This is a genomic window from Vibrio sp. S12_S33 (genome assembly GCF_963889785.1).
Lineage (GTDB): Bacteria > Pseudomonadota > Gammaproteobacteria > Enterobacterales > Vibrionaceae > Vibrio > Vibrio aestuarianus.
This window is the reverse complement of sequence record NZ_CAWPQZ010000056.1, coordinates 1-17,643: the sequence shown is the minus strand read 5'-3', so window position 1 is coordinate 17,643 and position 17,643 is coordinate 1. Positions and strand designations below refer to the sequence as shown.

19 protein-coding genes and 1 pseudogene are annotated in these 17,643 nt (G+C 42.5%); 4 read left to right on the top strand and 16 right to left on the bottom strand.

Annotated elements, in window-relative coordinates; all coding sequences use genetic code 11:
* Nucleotides 1-375 precede the first annotated feature (375 nt).
* The 7 genes from AACW06_RS17350 to dusA all read right to left on the bottom strand — a co-directional run bounded on the left by AACW06_RS17350 (nt 376) and on the right by dusA (nt 7,395).
* Nucleotides 376-1,152: a phosphoadenylyl-sulfate reductase gene (locus AACW06_RS17350; RefSeq protein ID WP_192076039.1), complete on the bottom strand. Its 777-nt coding sequence runs from the start codon at nt 1,150-1,152 to the stop codon at nt 376-378.
* Nucleotides 1,145-2,878, bottom strand: coding sequence for an assimilatory sulfite reductase (NADPH) hemoprotein subunit (gene cysI / locus AACW06_RS17345; protein WP_192076038.1), 1,734 nt, complete (start codon nt 2,876-2,878; stop codon nt 1,145-1,147). Before cysI ends, AACW06_RS17350 begins: the two co-directional genes overlap by 8 nt.
* Nucleotides 2,878-4,731 carry an assimilatory sulfite reductase (NADPH) flavoprotein subunit gene (locus tag AACW06_RS17340; RefSeq protein WP_192076037.1) on the bottom strand — a complete coding sequence of 618 codons (1,854 nt, stop codon included), beginning with the start codon at nt 4,729-4,731 and terminating at the stop codon, nt 2,878-2,880. The genes cysI and AACW06_RS17340 overlap by 1 nt, the downstream gene beginning before the upstream one ends.
* 96 nt (nt 4,732-4,827) lie before the next feature.
* Nucleotides 4,828-5,058, bottom strand: a complete 231-nt coding sequence (locus tag AACW06_RS17335; protein ID WP_053311198.1) for a hypothetical protein — start codon at nt 5,056-5,058, stop codon at nt 4,828-4,830.
* A gap of 153 nt (nt 5,059-5,211) precedes the next feature.
* A complete protein-coding gene (locus AACW06_RS17330; protein WP_192076036.1) occupies nt 5,212-5,868 on the bottom strand; it encodes a TIGR04219 family outer membrane beta-barrel protein in 657 nt (218 codons plus the stop codon).
* A gap of 98 nt (nt 5,869-5,966) precedes the next feature.
* Nucleotides 5,967-6,185, bottom strand: coding sequence for an envelope stress response protein PspG (gene pspG, locus AACW06_RS17325; RefSeq protein ID WP_053311204.1), 219 nt, complete (start codon nt 6,183-6,185; stop codon nt 5,967-5,969).
* A gap of 229 nt (nt 6,186-6,414) precedes the next feature.
* Nucleotides 6,415-7,395 carry a tRNA dihydrouridine(20/20a) synthase DusA gene (dusA, locus tag AACW06_RS17320; protein WP_192076035.1) on the bottom strand — a complete coding sequence of 327 codons (981 nt, stop codon included), beginning with the start codon at nt 7,393-7,395 and terminating at the stop codon, nt 6,415-6,417.
* A 246-nt stretch (nt 7,396-7,641) separates the two neighbouring features.
* On the opposite strand from dusA, the gene zur reads away from it, so the two are divergent.
* Nucleotides 7,642-8,100: a zinc uptake transcriptional repressor Zur gene (gene zur / locus AACW06_RS17315; RefSeq protein ID WP_192076034.1), complete on the top strand. Its 459-nt coding sequence runs from the start codon at nt 7,642-7,644 to the stop codon at nt 8,098-8,100.
* A 17-nt stretch (nt 8,101-8,117) separates the two neighbouring features.
* Nucleotides 8,118-8,579 carry a chemotaxis protein CheX gene (locus tag AACW06_RS17310; protein WP_053311194.1) on the top strand — a complete coding sequence of 154 codons (462 nt, stop codon included), beginning with the start codon at nt 8,118-8,120 and terminating at the stop codon, nt 8,577-8,579.
* A 105-nt stretch (nt 8,580-8,684) separates the two neighbouring features.
* Here the strand turns inward: AACW06_RS17310 and pgi are convergent, their stop codons facing one another.
* Nucleotides 8,685-10,337 carry a glucose-6-phosphate isomerase gene (gene pgi, locus AACW06_RS17305; protein ID WP_192076033.1) on the bottom strand — a complete coding sequence of 551 codons (1,653 nt, stop codon included), beginning with the start codon at nt 10,335-10,337 and terminating at the stop codon, nt 8,685-8,687.
* A gap of 287 nt (nt 10,338-10,624) precedes the next feature.
* On the opposite strand from pgi, the gene AACW06_RS17300 reads away from it, so the two are divergent.
* Nucleotides 10,625-11,056, top strand: coding sequence for a secondary thiamine-phosphate synthase enzyme YjbQ (locus AACW06_RS17300; RefSeq protein ID WP_192076032.1), 432 nt, complete (start codon nt 10,625-10,627; stop codon nt 11,054-11,056).
* 31 nt (nt 11,057-11,087) lie between these two features.
* Here the strand turns inward: AACW06_RS17300 and AACW06_RS17295 are convergent, their stop codons facing one another.
* Genes AACW06_RS17295 through AACW06_RS17285 form a run of 3 tightly spaced genes read right to left on the bottom strand, consistent with a single transcriptional unit; the run spans nt 11,088 to nt 14,820 of the window.
* Nucleotides 11,088-12,260 carry a BamA/TamA family outer membrane protein gene (locus AACW06_RS17295; protein WP_238336736.1) on the bottom strand — a complete coding sequence of 391 codons (1,173 nt, stop codon included), beginning with the start codon at nt 12,258-12,260 and terminating at the stop codon, nt 11,088-11,090.
* A gap of 54 nt (nt 12,261-12,314) precedes the next feature.
* Nucleotides 12,315-13,400 carry an alanine racemase gene (gene alr / locus AACW06_RS17290; RefSeq protein WP_202884102.1) on the bottom strand — a complete coding sequence of 362 codons (1,086 nt, stop codon included), beginning with the start codon at nt 13,398-13,400 and terminating at the stop codon, nt 12,315-12,317.
* A 13-nt stretch (nt 13,401-13,413) separates the two neighbouring features.
* Nucleotides 13,414-14,820, bottom strand: coding sequence for a replicative DNA helicase (locus AACW06_RS17285; RefSeq protein WP_192076029.1), 1,407 nt, complete (start codon nt 14,818-14,820; stop codon nt 13,414-13,416).
* A 174-nt stretch (nt 14,821-14,994) separates the two neighbouring features.
* Here AACW06_RS17285 and AACW06_RS17280 point away from each other — a divergent pair, with 174 nt between their 5' ends.
* On the top strand, nt 14,995-15,759 hold the full coding sequence (locus AACW06_RS17280; RefSeq protein ID WP_192076028.1) for a DUF481 domain-containing protein: 765 nt from the start codon (nt 14,995-14,997) through the stop codon (nt 15,757-15,759).
* Between the two features lie 58 nt (nt 15,760-15,817).
* Here the strand turns inward: AACW06_RS17280 and rplI are convergent, their stop codons facing one another.
* The 5 genes and pseudogenes from rplI to tuf all read right to left on the bottom strand — a co-directional run.
* A complete protein-coding gene (gene rplI, locus AACW06_RS17275; RefSeq protein WP_192076027.1) occupies nt 15,818-16,267 on the bottom strand; it encodes a 50S ribosomal protein L9 in 450 nt (149 codons plus the stop codon).
* A gap of 33 nt (nt 16,268-16,300) precedes the next feature.
* A complete protein-coding gene (gene rpsR, locus AACW06_RS17270) occupies nt 16,301-16,528 on the bottom strand; it encodes a 30S ribosomal protein S18 (protein WP_000090472.1) in 228 nt (75 codons plus the stop codon).
* A 16-nt stretch (nt 16,529-16,544) separates the two neighbouring features.
* The gene (gene priB / locus AACW06_RS17265; protein ID WP_053311188.1) at nt 16,545-16,847 is read right to left on the bottom strand and encodes a primosomal replication protein N; all 303 of its coding nucleotides are present in this window, start codon (nt 16,845-16,847) and stop codon (nt 16,545-16,547) included.
* 8 nt (nt 16,848-16,855) lie between these two features.
* Nucleotides 16,856-17,224, bottom strand: a complete 369-nt coding sequence (gene rpsF / locus AACW06_RS17260) for a 30S ribosomal protein S6 (RefSeq protein ID WP_053311187.1) — start codon at nt 17,222-17,224, stop codon at nt 16,856-16,858.
* Nucleotides 17,225-17,458: 234 nt separating this feature from the next.
* Nucleotides 17,459-17,643 (bottom strand): annotated as a pseudogene (gene tuf / locus AACW06_RS17255) (elongation factor Tu); the annotation flags it as partial.

Genomic DNA, 17,643 nt, shown 5'->3' with positions numbered 1-17,643 from the left:
TTGCCGTAGCTCCCTTGGAAGAGGCGGCCATTCTAGCGAGATAATTTTTTGTGTCAAACACTTTTTTAAATTATTTCGTCTTACCAATTTGGCCTACTGATTGACTGGCTAGTGGGCTTGAACCCTTGCTGGCTGTGCCGTGTCAGTGAGGCGGCATTATAGAGATCATCATCACATTGGCAAGTGTTATTTTCATAAAACTGCAAAAATAAAGCTTAATAGGCCAATTTACATTCAAAGCCTCATTTATTCAATTTTACTAAGATATAGCAAACACCTTACCCACAGACTTATGCACAAACCAATCTCGAAGACGCAATAGCTCTTACGAAAAAAGAGCTGTCAATGCAGCTCTTTCTATATAGATAGGCTCGATTAGATACCGGAGCCATTCACTTCACCATCATCTTCATGAAGACCACACTCTCTCTTTAAACCAAAGAAGCGAGTTTCTTCTTCGCTCATACCCGGCTCCCATTTACGAGTGGTATGCGTATCACCAACGGAAAGGTAGCCTTGATCCCATAATGGATGGTAGGGAAGATGATGTTCATTAAGATAGTAGTGCACATCTTTATTCGTCCAATCAATAACAGGCAAAAATTTAAACACACCGTTTTGAATGGCTAAAATCGGTAAGTTAGCCCGTGACTGTGATTGCTCACGCCGTAATCCCGAAAACCAGGTAGTAATCGCAAGTTCATCTAGCGCCCTTCGCATCGGCTCAACTTTATTAATGCTATTGTATTGCTCGATACCTTCGACACCTTGCTCCCATAGTTTGCCGTAACGTGCTTCTTGCCAAGCTGGGCTCGTTTCAGCTCGGAAAATATTGAGATTGAGATTTAAACGCTCTGTTAAATAATCAATAAATTGGTATGTCTCCGGAAAAAGGTAACCAGTGTCAGTTAATACTACGGCCACATCACTTTTCACTTGTGACACTAGGTGCAACATAACCGCAGCTTGAATACCAAAGCTGGATGAAACGGCATGCGTTCCTTCCAAGTTCTCCAATGCCCACTTCACTCTTTGTTGGGCTGTTAACGTTTCTAAATACCCGTTCAGCTCAGCAAGGTGTAGTGTTTGTTGCGCTTTGGTCATAAACAGCAACTGCGCTAAGTTGGGTTTCGCAATCTTGGCTTCAAGCATAGAAGTCCCTCTTGGATATAATCACTTCTTCTATAACCCCAGCGCGAATCGTAAAATCACCAAAGCTTTCGTTAGCTTGGCGTTCAGTTGCCCAGCGACTCACTAGTTGATCTATTTCTTCGAGGATCTGTTTGTCGGTGATGTTTTCTTTATACATTTTAGGTACACGAGTGCCAGCACGATTACCACCAAGGTGTAAGTTATAACGACCAGGTGCTTTACCAACCAAACCGATTTCAGCTAACATCGCTCGCCCACAACCGTTTGGACAACCAGTGACACGTAAAATAATATTTTCGTCTGCCGGGAGTTGGTGCTTTTGTAAAATAGCTTCTACATCTGTTACAAATTTAGGTAGAAAACGTTCCGCTTCAGCCATTGCTAGTGGGCAGGTTGGAAATGCCACACAAGCCATAGAATTTTTGCGCTGCTCACTCACTGCATCGTCCATCAAGCCATGCTGACGTGCGATAACCTCTATCGCAGGTTTTTGCTGCGTTGGTACCCCTGCGACAATCAGATTTTGGTTTGCTGTCATTATAAAATCACCTTGGTGAATTTTAGCAATTTCAGCAACACCGGTTTTGAGCGGCTTACCAGGGAAATCAAGCAAGCGTCCATTTTCAATAAAAAGCGTTAGGTGATGCTTGCCATCAATACCTTCCACCCAACCAATGCGATCGCCACGCTCAGTAAACTCATAAGGTCGGCTTGGCGCAAATTTGATGCCTGCGCGCTTTTCCACTTCAGCTTTAAATACATCGACACCGACACGATCGAGTGTGTATTTAGTTTTAGCATTTTTACGATTTGAGCGATTACCCCAATCACGCTGAGTAGTCACCACTGCCGCAGCAATATCTAAGGTTTTATCTAAAGGAATAAAACCAAAATCGTCAGCACGGCGTGGATAAGTAGACGTATCGCCATGCGTCATCGCCAAACCACCACCGACAAGTACATTAAAGCCCACTAACTTTCCATTATCGGCAATAGCCACAAAGTTTAAGTCGTTGGCATGCACATCGACATCATTTTGTGGCGGAACAACAACCGTCGTTTTGAATTTACGTGGTAAATAGTTACTGCCTAGAATTGGTTCTTCATCTGTTGTTTCAACTTTTTCACCATCAAGCCATATTTCTGCGTAGGCTCGAGTCTTAGGTAGAAGATGCTCGCTAATCTTCTTTGCCCATTCATACGCTTGTTGATGAAGTTCTGATTCCACTGGGTTTGATGTGCAGAGAACGTTGCGGTTTACATCTCCTGCAGTAGCTATCGAATCAATACCAATACTATTTAACGTTTGGTGCATAAGCTTAATGTTCGGCTTTAATACGCCATGGAACTGAAAAGTTTGGCGTGTGGTCAGACGAATACTGCCATACGAACTATGCTCCGTTGCAAATTTGTCTATCGCTAACCACTGCTGCGGTGTGATGATACCTCCAGGCATGCGGGCTCGAAGCATTACATTGTGTAGAGGCTCTAACTTTTGCTTTGCGCGCTCATTGCGAATATCACGGTCATCTTGCTGATACATGCCATGAAAACGAATAAGCTGGAAGTTGTCGGCACTGAAGCCACCAGTAACTCGATCTTGTAGATCTTGCTCGATCGTGCCGCGAAGAAAATTGCTTTCTCTCTTTAGGCGCTCGTTATCCGATAATGGACCTAACTCTTCGCCTAATACTTGTTGGCTATTGGATTCTTGTTTTGTGCTCATTAATACACATCCCTTTGATAACGTTTTGCTTTGCGCAGATCATTGATAAATTCTTCCGCCCGCTGTAGTGATAGGCCACCTTGCTGTTGTGCAATGACGATCAACGCATCATGCACATCTTTGGCCATGCGAGTCGCATCTCCACACACATATAAATAAGCACCTTGCTCCAACCAATGCCAAACTTGCTCTGCTTGCTCAAGTAATCGATGTTGAACGTAAACCTTCTCATGCTGATCACGACTAAAAGCAACATCTAAACGATTTAACACACCCGATTTAAGATACTTTTGCCATTCAACTTGATAGAGAAAATCTTGAGTAAAAGTTCGGTCCCCGAAAAACAGCCAGTTTTTACCTTCAGCACCTCGGTTATCTCGCTCTTGAATAAAACTACGGAATGGAGCGATACCAGTGCCAGGCCCAATCATGATAACGGGTGTAGAATCATCGGTCGGTAACTTAAAGTTATTGTTGTGTTCAATAAAGACTTTGAGCTCCCCCCCCTCTTCTAGGCGTTGACCAAGATAGCTTGATGCTCCACCTTGACGACTTTCGCCTTCTTGCAAATACTCGACGATACCAACTGTTAAGTGCACTTCGTCTTCAACTTCGCTTTGACTTGAAGCAATTGAATAAAGACGAGGCGTTAAACGACGAAGTAGAGAAGTCAAAGCTTCAGCAGAGAGCTTGGTTTTCTTCTCTTTTAATACATCAATAATTTGTGTGTTACTGGCGTACTCTCTCAGCTTATTTTTATCATCCACCAGCTTTTGTAGCTTTTTACTTCCGGACAACTCAGCAAACTTCGTTACTAATTGTGGGTTTGCTGCGGTGATTTCATATTTGCTCACTAACGCGCTATGAATAGATAAACTCTCACCATCTACATCAATACTTTCAACACCAGACAACCCAACAACACTTAAAATAGCATTGGCTAATTCTGCACTGTTTTCGTACCACACTCCCAACGCATCACCAGGTTGATAAGTCAATCCGGACTCACCCAAGTCTATTTCTATGTGTCGAACATCTTTCCCTGAGTCACGCCCTGTAATTTTTTGACTTGTCAGCAAGGTAGCTGTGTAAGGATTTTGCTTAGTGTATTGGGAGTGATGACTCATAGCTTGACCCACTGGCAATTGCACAACTTGTGCTTGGGTACTCACGAGGGTTTCTTTAACCACCTCTAAAGCTTTTATTTTCCATTCGGTTGCTTGAAGTTCATAGTCAACATCACAATCAGCTCGCTCAATAAAGCGTTTCGCCCCAAGCTTTTCTAAAAACGCATCAAAATCTTTACCAGTTTGGCAGAAAAATTCATAGCTAGAATCACCTAAACCAATCACACCGTATTGTAAGTTAGTCAGTTTGGGCGCTTTTTTCGACTGTAAATACTCATGAAGCGCTAAAGCATTATCTGGCGCTTCACCTTCACCATTAGTCGAAGCAACAAAAATAACATGTGTTTCTTTGGCAAGATCTTTACCTTTGTAATCACTGGCATCAAATAATTGCACAACAATACCAGCGGACTGAGCTTCGCGTTCTAACGCCTCTGCAACACCTTTTGCATTACCCGTTTGAGAAGCGAAAATAATGGTCAATTTACCTGCCGGTTTAGCCGAAACTAAAGCCGCTGCATTAGAAATAGGAGCAACAGCCCCTGAAGTTTGAGATTGACTCAATCCCCAAAAATACCCGCTAACCCATGCTAGCTGCTGAGGAGAAAGTTCTGAAATAGTTTGCTGCAACCCTGTAAGCTGCAAATCATTAAGTGGGCTAGCTAAGCCGGCTAGCTCTTTTGGTATGGTATTTCCTGAAGACATTGTCACGACTTCCCTATTCATTGCGTGACGATAGATTAACCACTCTCTTTAATAACAAGAAAGAATAGATAAGTATGTTTTATAACTTTTTGGAAGTAAGAACTTTCAAAAAGAGGTTTACTTAGACTCCACTCTCACCTGCTTGAAGCCAACAGCCATGGCAGACTTAGAAGCTATATCGAGATCTTCATATTGGCATTCATCTCCATGAGCATCCGTTAATAGCACAAACCCGCCTCGATGATGTCTGAACTCAACAATCCAACACCCCTCTTGGGATGAAGGTTCAATAATGGCTTCGATAAGCTGATTCTCGCGATATAAATTTCTTAATTCCGTAATCGTCATAACCACACCACGCCGTATTTATTTACTTGTTCACTAAGCATGGTTCATTTCAGTTTTTCTGCTAAGAAAGTCGAAGACGATATAGCTATCAATTATAAAAAAACGCCACTTAATAAAATGGCGTTCTATCTGTTCTACAGGATATTGGAATATCTAAAATTCGAATTCTGCACCAAGAAACCAACCATCAACAAAAACGAAAGATTCTTTCGTGTCTGCTGCTAGCTCCGTAAATTCAAGATCGATGACTCGATAACCACCACGCAGTGCAATATTTCCAGCATCGATAGGGAACGAATACTGAAGCCCAGCCATAAGATCCGCACTTTTGACTCCGCTGCCATCACCAAAATCAAACTGGCCAATCACATCTATGTTCGTGCGAGGAATTTGAATTTCAGCATAGGCATACCAGTTAAATGTCGTTTTATCGAAACTGTATTTTTGATTATTTTCAGCTTGGTATTGAGACCCATCATACTGAGTAAAAGTAATGCCCGCATCAAATGACATCAATTCACGCTCTAGTACTTTATAATACAACGTGTAGTCATACTTATCGAAAGAGGCATAATCAGCATCAATCGTCGTGTAACGTATACTAGCATTCGGTACATAAGGAAACTGATGTTCAAAGGCGAAATACATTGTGGGGGCTTTTACGTCATCGCGGCGAGTATGGTCAACTTTCGTACTACCCCACCACATATCTGCACCACTCTTTCCACCATAAAAAGACTCAGCACTTATTGACGCAGCAGACATCATCATCGCAACGCTTGTCAACGCAACTAACGTTGGTTTATTCATCCTAATAGCTCCCAATCTATTTCGCTATATATACATTTTTCAATTAAGCGCGAATAGTAGCATATTCCTTAGATTGGTTAATGCTTAAACATCATTTGTTAATATTTTTGACGAGGACTATAGACAAAGTTTCTGAAAAACCAAACACCCAAAGCAATCACCAAAATCCAAGGTAATAATTTCAGCATAACGCCGATCATCCCTAATAGAGTCATAACAATAAAAGCAATAACCATTGCTGCAAATACTGTCATCATTGTCATACCCGTTACTAAAAGGGTCGCTACAAACACTAGTAAAAAAATAAGCTCAAACATAATCATTCCCCTCTTTTTATTTGCTAAAGCAGATATCGAGCCAACTTTACAAATCAACTCTATTGTTTAGATAAACAGCTAAGTCAAAAGGAGATAAATGCCGAGCAGTATTAGCCTCGATGGGATGTGATAAAACGCAGATACCAAGATGATAAAACAAAGGGCTAAATCGTTGCCTACGACCTAGCCCTTAATGAATGGTAAAATTCACCATGAAATGTGGCTATTTTTACACATTTAATTCTTTAGGTATTTTCGCTAAAGCAGCTTGCACCACTTCAATGCCTGAACCCGCTTTATGAGCATTCTCACTAATATAACGACGCCACTGGCGAGCACCGGGCATACTTTGGAATATACCTAACATGTGGCGAGTAATATGGCCAAGATATGCACCATTAGCCAACTCACGCTCGATGTAAGGATACATTTCCTCAACAACTTGAGAGCGTTTTTTGATTGGGGTATCCAAACCAAAGATCTGCTGATCAACTTCGGCGAGTAAGTAAGGACTTTGATAAGCTTCGCGGCCAATCATTACGCCATCAAGGTACTGTAAGTGCTCTTTAGCTTCTGTTAGCGTTTTGACCCCACCATTAACGGCAATCACTAAATGCGGAAAGTCTTTTTTTAACTGATATGCACGTGGATAATCTAACGGTGGGATTTCACGATTTTCTTTTGGGCTCAAACCACTAAGCCACGCTTTGCGCGCATGAATAGTAAACTGTTCACAGCCTCCCTTCTCTGATACTAACGAAATAAAATCAGTTAAGAATTCATAAGAATCCATATCGTCAATACCAATACGAGTTTTTACTGTCACAGGAATATCAACAACATCTTTCATCGCGGCAACACAATCAGCCACCAGTTGCGGCTCTGCCATTAAGCAAGCCCCAAAGCGGCCATTTTGCACTCGATCAGAAGGGCAGCCAACGTTTAGGTTGATTTCATCATAACCACGTTCTTGCGCTAACTTCGCACAATGTGCTAAATCAGTTGGGTTTGAACCGCCCAGTTGAAGCGCTAGGGGGTGCTCCTCTTCGTTGTACGCTAAAAAATCACCTTTACCATGAATAATTGCTCCCGTCGTCACCATCTCTGTATAAAGCAGAGTTTGTGAAGAAAGCAGACGATGGAAGTATCGACAGTGACGATCGGTCCAATCGAGCATGGGTGCTACTGAGAGCCTACAAGGGTGAGTCATGATTTAGATATCCCATTGAGTCATTAGTGGTGACAATTACAGCCAAAAACAAAGCTGGGCATTGTAATCGCTTCCAGTTTATATCGCCAACAGTTCTTCTACAGTATCGTTTTACATTGATATAGGGTAATTTAAGCACTATTTCGTTACAAATAACGATGACATCGCTAACTAACTCCAAAAAATGTTATAGGGCACAACGCCATTCATCTGGAAGTAGTATATTATTATTAAAGTCCAATGGTTATGGTGATGAATTTGGACCACAAATTAACACAACAAATTGAAGATATATGTGCAGCACGAGGGGTAAGACTTACCTCTCAGCGAAAAAGGGTGTTTGAACTGATTTGTTCAAGCAAAAAAGCATCCAGTGCTTATGAATTACTTGAAGATTTAAAGCAAAGTGAACCCCAAGCTAAACCGCCGACGGTGTATCGCGCTCTGGACTTTTTGCTCGAACAGGGCTTTATTCATAGAGTAGAATCAACAAACAGTTTTATTTCGTGTTGCTCTTGTAATGCCAACACGCATTTCTCACACCTTTTAATTTGTGACAAATGCGGCAATGTTATTGAATTGCAAGATAACAGTCTGGTAGCCTTGCTAGCAAGCAATGCTGAGAAACACGGTTTTGACATCGTTAATCACGTTATTGAATCTCATGGTATTTGCCGAACGTGTTCCTCAAATCTAAAAGTATAAAACAGTAGAAGAAGATTATGCGCGCTGAATTTGTAAACCCGTTTTTAGCCTCTTTAATGAACGTGTTAAAAACGATGGCTTCTCTAGAGTTGAAGCCACAGAAACCTCGTGTGAAGAAAGATGAAATTGCTCGTGGTGATGTCTCTGGCTTGATAGGTATGGTCGGCACTCAAAGTCGTGGTTCTATGTCTATCACTTTCGATGAAAGTCTAGCGTTAGAGATCATGCAAAATATGTTAGGTGAACGCCCGAATGGTCTAAATGAAGAAGTCACAGATATGGTGGGTGAAATTACCAATATGGTGACTGGTGGAGCTAAGCGCATTCTTGCAGAAAGTGGCTTTGACTTTGATATGGCGACCCCAGTTGTCGTTTCTGGTAAAGGCCATACCATCCGCCATAAATGTGAAGGAGCCATCATTATTATGCCTTTCACATCTCAATGGGGTAATGCGTTTATCGAAATCTGTTTCGAATAAGCCATCGGCTTTCTTTCAAAAAAATAAAAAAAGGTTGATACTTCGTAGTATCAACCTTTTCATTTTCTAATCTAGCTCGTAGTAAACGAGATTAGGGCAATTGAGTTATGCTTTAAACGCTTTAAATGCGTTAATCAAACCGTTAGTTGAACTATCGTGAGAAATCACTTGCTCTTGGTCTGCCAATTCAGGAAGAATTTGGTTGGCTAACTGCTTACCTAGCTCTACTCCCCATTGGTCAAAGCTGAAAATATTCCAAATCACACCTTGTACGAAAATCTTATGTTCGTACATAGCAATCAGGTTACCCAAGGTACGTGGCGTAAATTGCTTAACCAGAATAGAGTTGGTTGGACGGTTACCTTCAAATACTTTAAATGGTGCAATTGCAGCCAATTCTTGATCTGTTTTACCCGCCGATTTTAACTCTGCTTCAACCGTTTCTAAGGTTTTACCAAAAGCTAAAGCTTCAGTTTGAGCAAAGAAATTTGACATCAATTTTTGATGGTGGTCGCCTGCTGGGTTATGGCTAACCGCTGGAGCAATAAAGTCACAAGGGATCAATTTCGTACCTTGGTGGATCAACTGATAAAAAGCGTGTTGACCGTTAGTACCTGGCTCACCCCAAATGATTGGACCGGTTTGGTAAGTTACAGCTTCACCATTACGGTCAACATATTTACCGTTTGATTCCATATTACCTTGTTGGAAGTAAGCAGCAAAGCGGTGCAAATACTGATCGTAAGGCAAAATAGCTTCTGATTCTGCTCCATGGAAATTGTTATACCAAATACCAATTAAGGCGAGAATCACTGGTATATTGTTTTCAAATGGTGTTGCAACGAAATGCTGGTCCATTTCATGCGCACCCGCTAGTAGCTCAACAAAATTGTCGTAACCTACAGCCAGAACAATAGATAAACCAATCGCGGACCATAGTGAGTAGCGACCACCAACCCAATCCCAAAACTCAAACATGTTGTCAGTATCAATACCAAACTCAGACACTGATTTTGCATTAGTTGATAGCGCTGCAAAGTGTTTTGCGACATGAGCTTCATCACCCGCCTCAGCTAGGAACCAGTCACGCGCACTGTGTGCATTAGTCATAGTTTCTTGAGTGGTGAATGTTTTTGAAGCCACCAAGAATAATGTGGTTTCAGGGTTAACCTTTTTCAATGTTTCAACGATGTGTGTACCATCAACGTTGGAAACAAAATGCATGTTTAAGTGGTTCTTATAAGGCGCCAAAGCTTCAGTCACCATGTAAGGACCAAGGTCTGAACCACCAATGCCGATGTTAACAATATCCGTAATCGCTTTGCCGGTATAGCCTTTCCAATCACCAGAAATCACACGCTCAGAGAAAGATTTCATCTTCTCAAGTACAGCATTCACCGCTGGCATGACATCTTCACCATCAACCATTACTGGCGTATTGCTACGATTACGCAATGCTGTGTGCAATACCGCACGACCTTCAGTTTGGTTGATAGCAGAACCACTAAACATCGCTTCAATGGCTGATTTTAGTTCAGTTTCATTCGCCAAAGCTTGTAGGTACTTTAGTGTTTCTTCACTGATAAGGTTTTTTGAATAATCGACAAGAATATCAGAACCAAAGCGAGTCGAGAACTTATCGAAACGTTGGCTATCTTGTGCAAATAATGATTTGAGGTCCATATCTTGCGCTGATTCAAAATGCGCAGTTAGTGCTTTCCAAGCTTGTGTTTGCGTTGGATTGATATTTTTCAACATGGTATCTATCCCGATGTTACAGTAGGTTTTATTCCTATCATCACTGAACATTGTGTCAGAATGATGGAATCCCCGATTTAGCAAAAAAAATATTGTTATTATTACCCACTTTAAGGCGGCAATAAATTGTAATTAATTTTCAGTGCGTAATTATGACGTAGCTCGTCTACACTCATATTGAGTTAAATCACGTTAACGATTGAGCTATGCACTTTACGCTATTGCTGCATGGTGCTCACCATAGCGTCAAACTATCAATTTTACCAATAGATTATAGAAGGTTACTTATGTGGTACCAAAAGACCATTCAGCTTAGTGCTCGCAAGCGTGGGTTTCACCTCATCACTGATGAAATTGAACAACAAATCCCAGAGATAAATGCGTTATCTGTTGGTTTGTTACATCTTTTTATCCAGCACACATCTGCAAGCTTAACCATTAACGAAAATGCAGACCCAACGGTACGTATTGATATGGAGCAACACTTTAATCACTACGTACCAGAACAAGCACCATACTATCAACATACTTATGAAGGTAACGATGACATGCCTGCGCATATCAAGGCATCAATACTCAGCACCAGTGTTTCTATTCCTATTTCGAATAGCAGGCTAGCACTTGGAACTTGGCAAGGTATTTACTTAGGAGAACACCGCAACCACGGAGGGAGTCGACGAATCATCGCTACACTCTATGGCTTGCGTCATGATCAATAGTATTTGGTAGGCGAAGTTGGATGCGGGCGGGTTAAAAAGGCTGATTAACCATCACAATAAAAGAGCTTTGGTCGGCTCCCCAAGCCATTTCAGCCCGGACAATAACACCTTCGACTTGAAAGCGTAACGCGCCTCCGGCACTCCATTTCATGTTGGTATGTAAGATTTTTAAGTTGTAGTCATCAGCTACACGGCCAACATCAACAAAAGCGACCCACTGCCACCACGGCACATTATAGTGCTTGAAAATCGGCCACTCACTGAGCGGCTGCCATTGTGGCATCACACGATACTCAGCCGTGTAGTGCATAGCTGAACGACCATGATAACGACCACTATCGTAGCTACGAAGGCGATATAACCCTCCTAGTTTCACTTGACTAACATCCGGAGGACGCTGGCATTGATCTTCAGAACAATACTCCCACGTTGGCGTATCAGCCGTGTAAACGCTAAACGCAACTACTTGTTTATCGAAGAGTTCTCCGACACTGCCAAGATCCCAATAATGGCTATTTTCAATCTCCCACGTTCCCCATGACGACTCATTCCATGCCTCAGGGGCGTAAGTTAAATCAAAGCGAGTACGAGAACCGACGCTAGGATTACGAGAATCATCGCGATTATCCCATTCAAATTTCACCTCTAATGCTGTCGTTTTTTCTGATGTGAAACCCGCATGAATAAAATCTAAATCTCTTGATTCAAAATAGGGTTGAATATCGATGCTTGATACACCACTTGAGAAAGGTGTTCTGCCCGTCAATGTCCGAGTTGGGCTAATAGCGGCTTTAACGCCTTTCTGTTCCGCCTCTCCCCATGGGAGAATGTAACGAAAGGAGAGTCTATAACGACTATCTTTCCCATTAGCTAGTGTCGTATCCTCAAGAGAAGAACCATTACCAGCCTGTTGACCAAGGTAATAGGTGTAATCGTTAAACTGACTTTGATAGATCTCCCCCCCCAATAACCATTGGGTAACTACTTGATAGTTATTAAAGGAAACATACCCTAAATAACTCCCTTTACTCGATATCATTGCCGTACCAAACAAGCTAGCTTGTGTCTGACCGACTCCTTTGATGATACCTGCAACCCCTGCGGTTACCCCTAAGCTGTCGGTTGAAAACAGGTAAGGTACAAAAGCAGAATCTTCTAACCAATGCGTCCAATCATTATTTGCATTGGCTGAATCAGAAGACATAAGCACAATCATTGAGGAAAATAAAGTAACGTTAAAACGCTTTAACCGCGCCATTTAACTCAGCTTATCTTGATACTTCATTTCCACACGCGAGGTAAGTTTAGTCACCAATTCGTAAGCAATAGTGCCGATATGTAACGCAACTTCTTCAACCGATAACTCATTACCCCACAGAACGACTTCATCGCCAACTTTATCATTACAGTCTGGCCCGAGATCAACCGTTAGCATGTCCATCGATACTTTACCTGCGATAGGCACTTTACGACCATTAACGATTACTGGCGTACCATTAGGTGCCGTTCGAGGATAACCATCACCATAACCAATGGCAATCACCCCAATTTTGGTATCCCGCAAGCTTGTCCACGTCGCACCATAACCGACACTCTCACCGGCTTTAACATCACGAACCGCAATCAAGTGTGACTTTAAAGTCATAACTGGCTGATAGCCCAACTCTTTCGCTGACTTATCAGAAAAAGGCGATACTCCATACATGATGATTCCAGGTCGAACCCATTCGAGTCGACTCATTTCCCAAGCCAATAAGCCTGCAGATGCCGCGAGCGAACGCTCTCCGTCATGACCATCAGTGAGCGATAAAAATAGCTCAATTTGTTGTTGAGTCGTTACTTTGTCAAGTTCATCAGCACAGCCAAAATGACTCATATAACGCAGTGGTTTAGCCACATTTTTGCACGCATGCAAACGTTCAACAAACTCCGAGTATTGTTCAGGGCGAACCCCTAAACGATGCATTCCACTATCAATTTTTAACCAAACAACCACTGGAGTATCTAGCTGAGCTTGCTCTAACGCTTGTAATTGTTCTTCACAATGCACCACAGTTTGAATGTTATTAGTAACGAGCACCGCTAAATCAACAGGAGAGTAAAAACCCTCGAGCAGTAGAATCGGTTTTACAACCCCACAAGCTCGCAGCTGCAAAGCTTCTTCAATTCTCGCAACGCCAAAAGCATCCGCATCAAACGCATGCTTAGCAACATGCCGCAAACCGTGACCATAACCATTGGCCTTAACAACAGCCATAACTTTGCTGCTTGGCGCTTGCTGCTTGATTAACTTCAAATTGTGCGTGAGCGCATTAAGATCAATCCAAGCCGTTGCGGCTTTCATATAGCTCATCGAATTATTCATCATCAAATGCTGGTCCTGCATAGTTATCAAAGCGAGAATACTGTCCTTGGAAAGTCAGGCGAACTGAACCGATAGGACCATTACGTTGCTTACCTAAAATGATTTCAGCGATACCTTTTAGTGCGCTATCGGGGTGATAAACTTCATCTCGATAGATAAACATGATTAAGTCGGCATCTTGCTCGATAGAGCCTGATTCACGTAGATCTGAGTTCACTGGGCGTTTATCAGCACGTTGCTCCAAAGAACGGTTTAACTGAGACAAAGCCACAACAGGAACATTTAACTCTTTTGCGAGCGCCTTTAACGAGCGAGAAATCTCGGCAATTTCCAACGTTCGGTTATCTGACAATGCAGGCACACGCATTAACTGTAAGTAATCGACCATGATTAATGACAACCCGCCATGCTCACGCGCAATACGTCGAGCACGAGAACGCACTTCGGTCGGGGTTAAACCAGAGCTGTCATCGATATACATATTTTTCTTCTCCATGAGGATCCCCATAGTCGAAGAGATACGGGCCCAATCTTCATCGTCTAATTGGCCAGTACGTATCTTGGTTTGATCAACGCGAGATAAGGAAGCCAACATACGCATCATGATTTGTTCTGCAGGCATCTCTAGCGAAAAAATCAACACTGGCTTTTCTTGTTCCATCGCGGCGTTTTCACACAAGTTCATCGCAAAGGTCGTTTTACCCATTGAAGGACGAGCCGCAACAATAATGAGATCTGACCCTTGTAAGCCTGCCGTTTTTTTATTGAGATCAGTGAAACCAGTGTTAACGCCAGTGACGCCATCTTGAGGAGTTTTGTATAAAAGCTCGATACGCTCTAGCGTTTTTTCGAGGATAGAGTCCACATTTTGTGGCCCTTCGTTTTCACTAGTTCGCTCTTCAGCGATAGCGAAAACTTTACTTTCCGCTAGATCGAGCAGATCTTCAGAGCTACGCCCTTGAGGATCATACCCTGCATCGGCAATTTCATTTGCCACCCCAATCAAGTTACGCACTAAAGCACGCTCTGCAACGATCTCGGCATAGGCGTTAATATTGGCAGCACTTGGCGTGTTTTTCGCTAAATCAGCCAAGTAAGCAAAGCCGCCGACATCATCTAACTGCTCATGGCGCTCGAGGTGTTCAGAAAGCGTGATTAAATCCAAAGGCTTACCAGCCTCTAGAATTGACTTTACGCCATCAAAAATCAGACGATGAGGACGACTATAAAAGTCTTTGCTTACCACACGCTCAGCAACGGTATCCCAACGTTCGTTATCAAGCAGCAACCCACCAACGACTGATTGCTCAGCTTCAATGGAATGCGGGGGGACTTTAATTGCATCTACTTGCGCGTCAAACGGTTTACGGTTTCGGTTATTAGTTCGTGGTGCGGGCATGATTTCGCTCAATAACTATCTAATGACTGTCCATTATAGCGAGAATAGATCATTTGTAATTATGTAAACGAAACTTTGTGTTTATCTAATCCAGAATTAACCTTATGCTGACCAAATACCATGATACTGCACATACTATTTTGCCCATTGCTATATTCATCACAGAGGTACTTCGTGTCCAAAATTTGGCTTCTGAGTCTTAGCCTGCTCACCCTGAGCACAGCCTATGCCGATGAGGAAACTAAAAGCGATACGGAAATCGAAGTTCCTTCCCCCTGGAATGCTCAAGCAGAGTTAGGCTATCAAGCACACTCCGGTAATTCTGATTCGGAATCCCTTAACACACGCCTTCGAGCGGAGTATACCGAAGGGCGACACCGAACCAGTGGCGAGTGGAAATTCTACATGCTGTACAAAGATGGGGAAGAAGATAAACGCCAATCAACCTATTCAGCTCAAAGCGATTATAAGTTAGGAGCAAAAACCTATTTATACGGCAGCTTCAAAGGGGTTGACTCTAAATACACCGCTTACTTTAAAGATTATACGCTTTCTAGCGGCTTAGGTTATCAGTTCGTCAATACTGATAAGTTTATATTGGAACTCGAGGTTGGGCCTGGTTTTCGCTATCAAGAGCCTAATTTAGACGAGATTGACGACGACGACATCATTTTCCCTGACATTGTTGAAGAGCTCATATTTCGTGGCAATGTAAGAATAGATTGGCAAGCTTTAGATAATTTAGCTCTTTCAGCGGATGTCACTATAGTATCAGGTGAAAGCAACACCCGAACCGATACCGAGCTTAGCCTGACCAATAACATAACAGAAACTATCGCATTAAAAGTCAGCAGCTCTCGACAGTATCACGATAAAGTGCCCGAAGGATTGAGCAAGGCTGATAGCATTTTTTCCATAAATCTACTTTTCAATTTTTAGTTTCAAGCAAAAAAACACCAGCCGAAGCTGGTGTTTTCAATTCATCTGAAGACTGAAATTACTCAGCAACGATTTGTACTTTCGCAGTTGCAAAAACTTCTGAATGAAGTTGAATGCTAACTTCGAACGCACCAATGTTACGTAGAGCACCTTCAGGTAGGCGAACTTCGCTCTTAGCTACTGCAACACCTGCCTCTGTAATAGCGTCAGCGATGTCACGAGTACCGATAGAACCAAATAGTTTACCTTCGTCACCAGCTTTAGAAGTGATAACAACCGCTTCAAGAGCGTCAACTTGATCAGCGCGAGCTTGAGCTGCCACTAATTGCTCAGCAACTTTAGCTTCAAGTTCAGCACGACGAGTTTCGAACATTTCAACGTTAGATTTAGTTGCCATTACAGCCTTACCTTGTGGGATAAGGAAGTTACGAGCATAACCAGATTTAACGATTACTGTGTCGCCAAGGCTGCCTAGGTTACCGATTTTATCAAGTAGAATAACTTGCATTGTTTAATCCTCTTTCTTAATAAACGGTGCCAATTACTGATGTTTGTCAGTGTATGGCAGTAGAGCTAGGTAGCGAGAACGCTTGATTGCACGAGCTAGCTGACGTTGGTATTTAGCGCTAGTACCAGTAATACGGCTAGGTACGATTTTACCAGCTTCAGTGATGTAGTTTTTAAGAGTTGCTACGTCTTTGTAATCAATCTCTTGTACGCCTTCTGCAGTAAAACGGCAGAATTTACGACGACGGAAGAAACGAGCCATGGGCTATCTCCTGATCTTAAATTTGAGTAATGTGGTCGGCATGTAACACCAATTTACCTACGCCATTACGGCTGGTTTGGTAAGTGACAAAGCCACTAACGTTTATGGTGCTGCCTTGTACTAAATTTTGAGTGAGTGCTTGTGACCTTAGCCCACTGACAACTACCGGCATACGACAATAAACTTGTCTCGGTAAATCAGCTTCTATCACTGTTGAGCGATGTTCAAGCCAGAAACGGCAATGTTCAACACCAGCAGGACTTTGGCTTCGAATGGGAGGTTTCGCGACAATGCCACTCAACTCCATTCGATTGGTCATACAATCAATTACTCTGCGTCTGCTTCGAAACGAGTGTCTTCACGCTTAGAACGCTCTTCTTTAGCTTTCAGCATGATAGATGGCTCTGTGATAGCAGCTTTAGTACGCATGATCATGTTACGTAGAACTGCATCGTTAAAACGGAAAGCAGTTTCTAACTCGTCAATCACAGCTTGGCCAGCTTCAACGTTCATAAGAACGTAATGAGCTTTGTGAAGCTTGTTGATTGGGTAAGCCATTTGACGACGACCCCAATCTTCTAGACGGTGGATAGTACCGCCAGCTTCAGTGATAGAACCAGTGTAACGCTCGATCATACCAGCAACTTGCTCGCTTTGATCTGGGTGCACCATGAATACGATTTCATAATGACGCATCGGTTGCTCCTTACGGATTATTCAGCTTCCTGAGTTGGCTCGGTCATCCAGAGGAAGCAAGGAACGAAAGAAAAAGACCGAGAATTAAGGACGGCAAATATTATAGAAAGGAAGCAGATATAGCAAGGGAAATATGTGAAGTAAGTAGAAGTCGTCTTTTTGCTATATTCCGGTAAAAGAAAAGGGAAGCCGAAGCTTCCCTTTTCAATGCAGTATGTGCATAAATTATCGAAATTAAGCGATAACTTTAGCAACAACACCAGCACCAACTGTACGGCCACCTTCGCGAATCGCGAAACGTAGACCTTCGTCCATCGCGATTGGAGAGATTAGCTCAACAACCATTTGGATGTTGTCACCAGGCATTACCATTTCTACGCCTTCTGGTAGAGAGATATCACCAGTTACGTCAGTTGTAC

Excerpts from the sequence above, each read along its gene's own strand:
- AACW06_RS17350 (WP_192076039.1), bottom strand. The coding sequence starts at position 1,152 with ATGCTTGAAGCCAAGATTGCGAAACCCAACTTAGCGCAGTTGCTGTTT.
- cysI (WP_192076038.1), bottom strand. The coding sequence starts at position 2,878 with ATGAGCACAAAACAAGAATCCAATAGCCAACAAGTATTAGGCGAAGAG.
- AACW06_RS17340 (WP_192076037.1), bottom strand. The coding sequence starts at position 4,731 with ATGAATAGGGAAGTCGTGACAATGTCTTCAGGAAATACCATACCAAAA.
- AACW06_RS17335 (WP_053311198.1), bottom strand. The coding sequence starts at position 5,058 with ATGACGATTACGGAATTAAGAAATTTATATCGCGAGAATCAGCTTATC.
- AACW06_RS17330 (WP_192076036.1), bottom strand. The coding sequence starts at position 5,868 with ATGAATAAACCAACGTTAGTTGCGTTGACAAGCGTTGCGATGATGATG.
- pspG (WP_053311204.1), bottom strand. The coding sequence starts at position 6,185 with ATGTTTGAGCTTATTTTTTTACTAGTGTTTGTAGCGACCCTTTTAGTA.
- dusA (WP_192076035.1), bottom strand. The coding sequence starts at position 7,395 with ATGACTCACCCTTGTAGGCTCTCAGTAGCACCCATGCTCGATTGGACC.
- zur (WP_192076034.1), top strand. The coding sequence starts at position 7,642 with ATGGTGATGAATTTGGACCACAAATTAACACAACAAATTGAAGATATA.
- AACW06_RS17310 (WP_053311194.1), top strand. The coding sequence starts at position 8,118 with ATGCGCGCTGAATTTGTAAACCCGTTTTTAGCCTCTTTAATGAACGTG.
- pgi (WP_192076033.1), bottom strand. The coding sequence starts at position 10,337 with ATGTTGAAAAATATCAATCCAACGCAAACACAAGCTTGGAAAGCACTA.
- AACW06_RS17300 (WP_192076032.1), top strand. The coding sequence starts at position 10,625 with ATGTGGTACCAAAAGACCATTCAGCTTAGTGCTCGCAAGCGTGGGTTT.
- AACW06_RS17295 (WP_238336736.1), bottom strand. The coding sequence starts at position 12,260 with ATGTCTTCTGATTCAGCCAATGCAAATAATGATTGGACGCATTGGTTA.
- alr (WP_202884102.1), bottom strand. The coding sequence starts at position 13,400 with ATGAAAGCCGCAACGGCTTGGATTGATCTTAATGCGCTCACGCACAAT.
- AACW06_RS17285 (WP_192076029.1), bottom strand. The coding sequence starts at position 14,820 with ATGCCCGCACCACGAACTAATAACCGAAACCGTAAACCGTTTGACGCG.
- rplI (WP_192076027.1), bottom strand. The coding sequence starts at position 16,267 with ATGCAAGTTATTCTACTTGATAAAATCGGTAACCTAGGCAGCCTTGGC.
- rpsR (WP_000090472.1), bottom strand. The coding sequence starts at position 16,528 with ATGGCTCGTTTCTTCCGTCGTCGTAAATTCTGCCGTTTTACTGCAGAA.
- priB (WP_053311188.1), bottom strand. The coding sequence starts at position 16,847 with ATGACCAATCGAATGGAGTTGAGTGGCATTGTCGCGAAACCTCCCATT.
- rpsF (WP_053311187.1), bottom strand. The coding sequence starts at position 17,224 with ATGCGTCATTATGAAATCGTATTCATGGTGCACCCAGATCAAAGCGAG.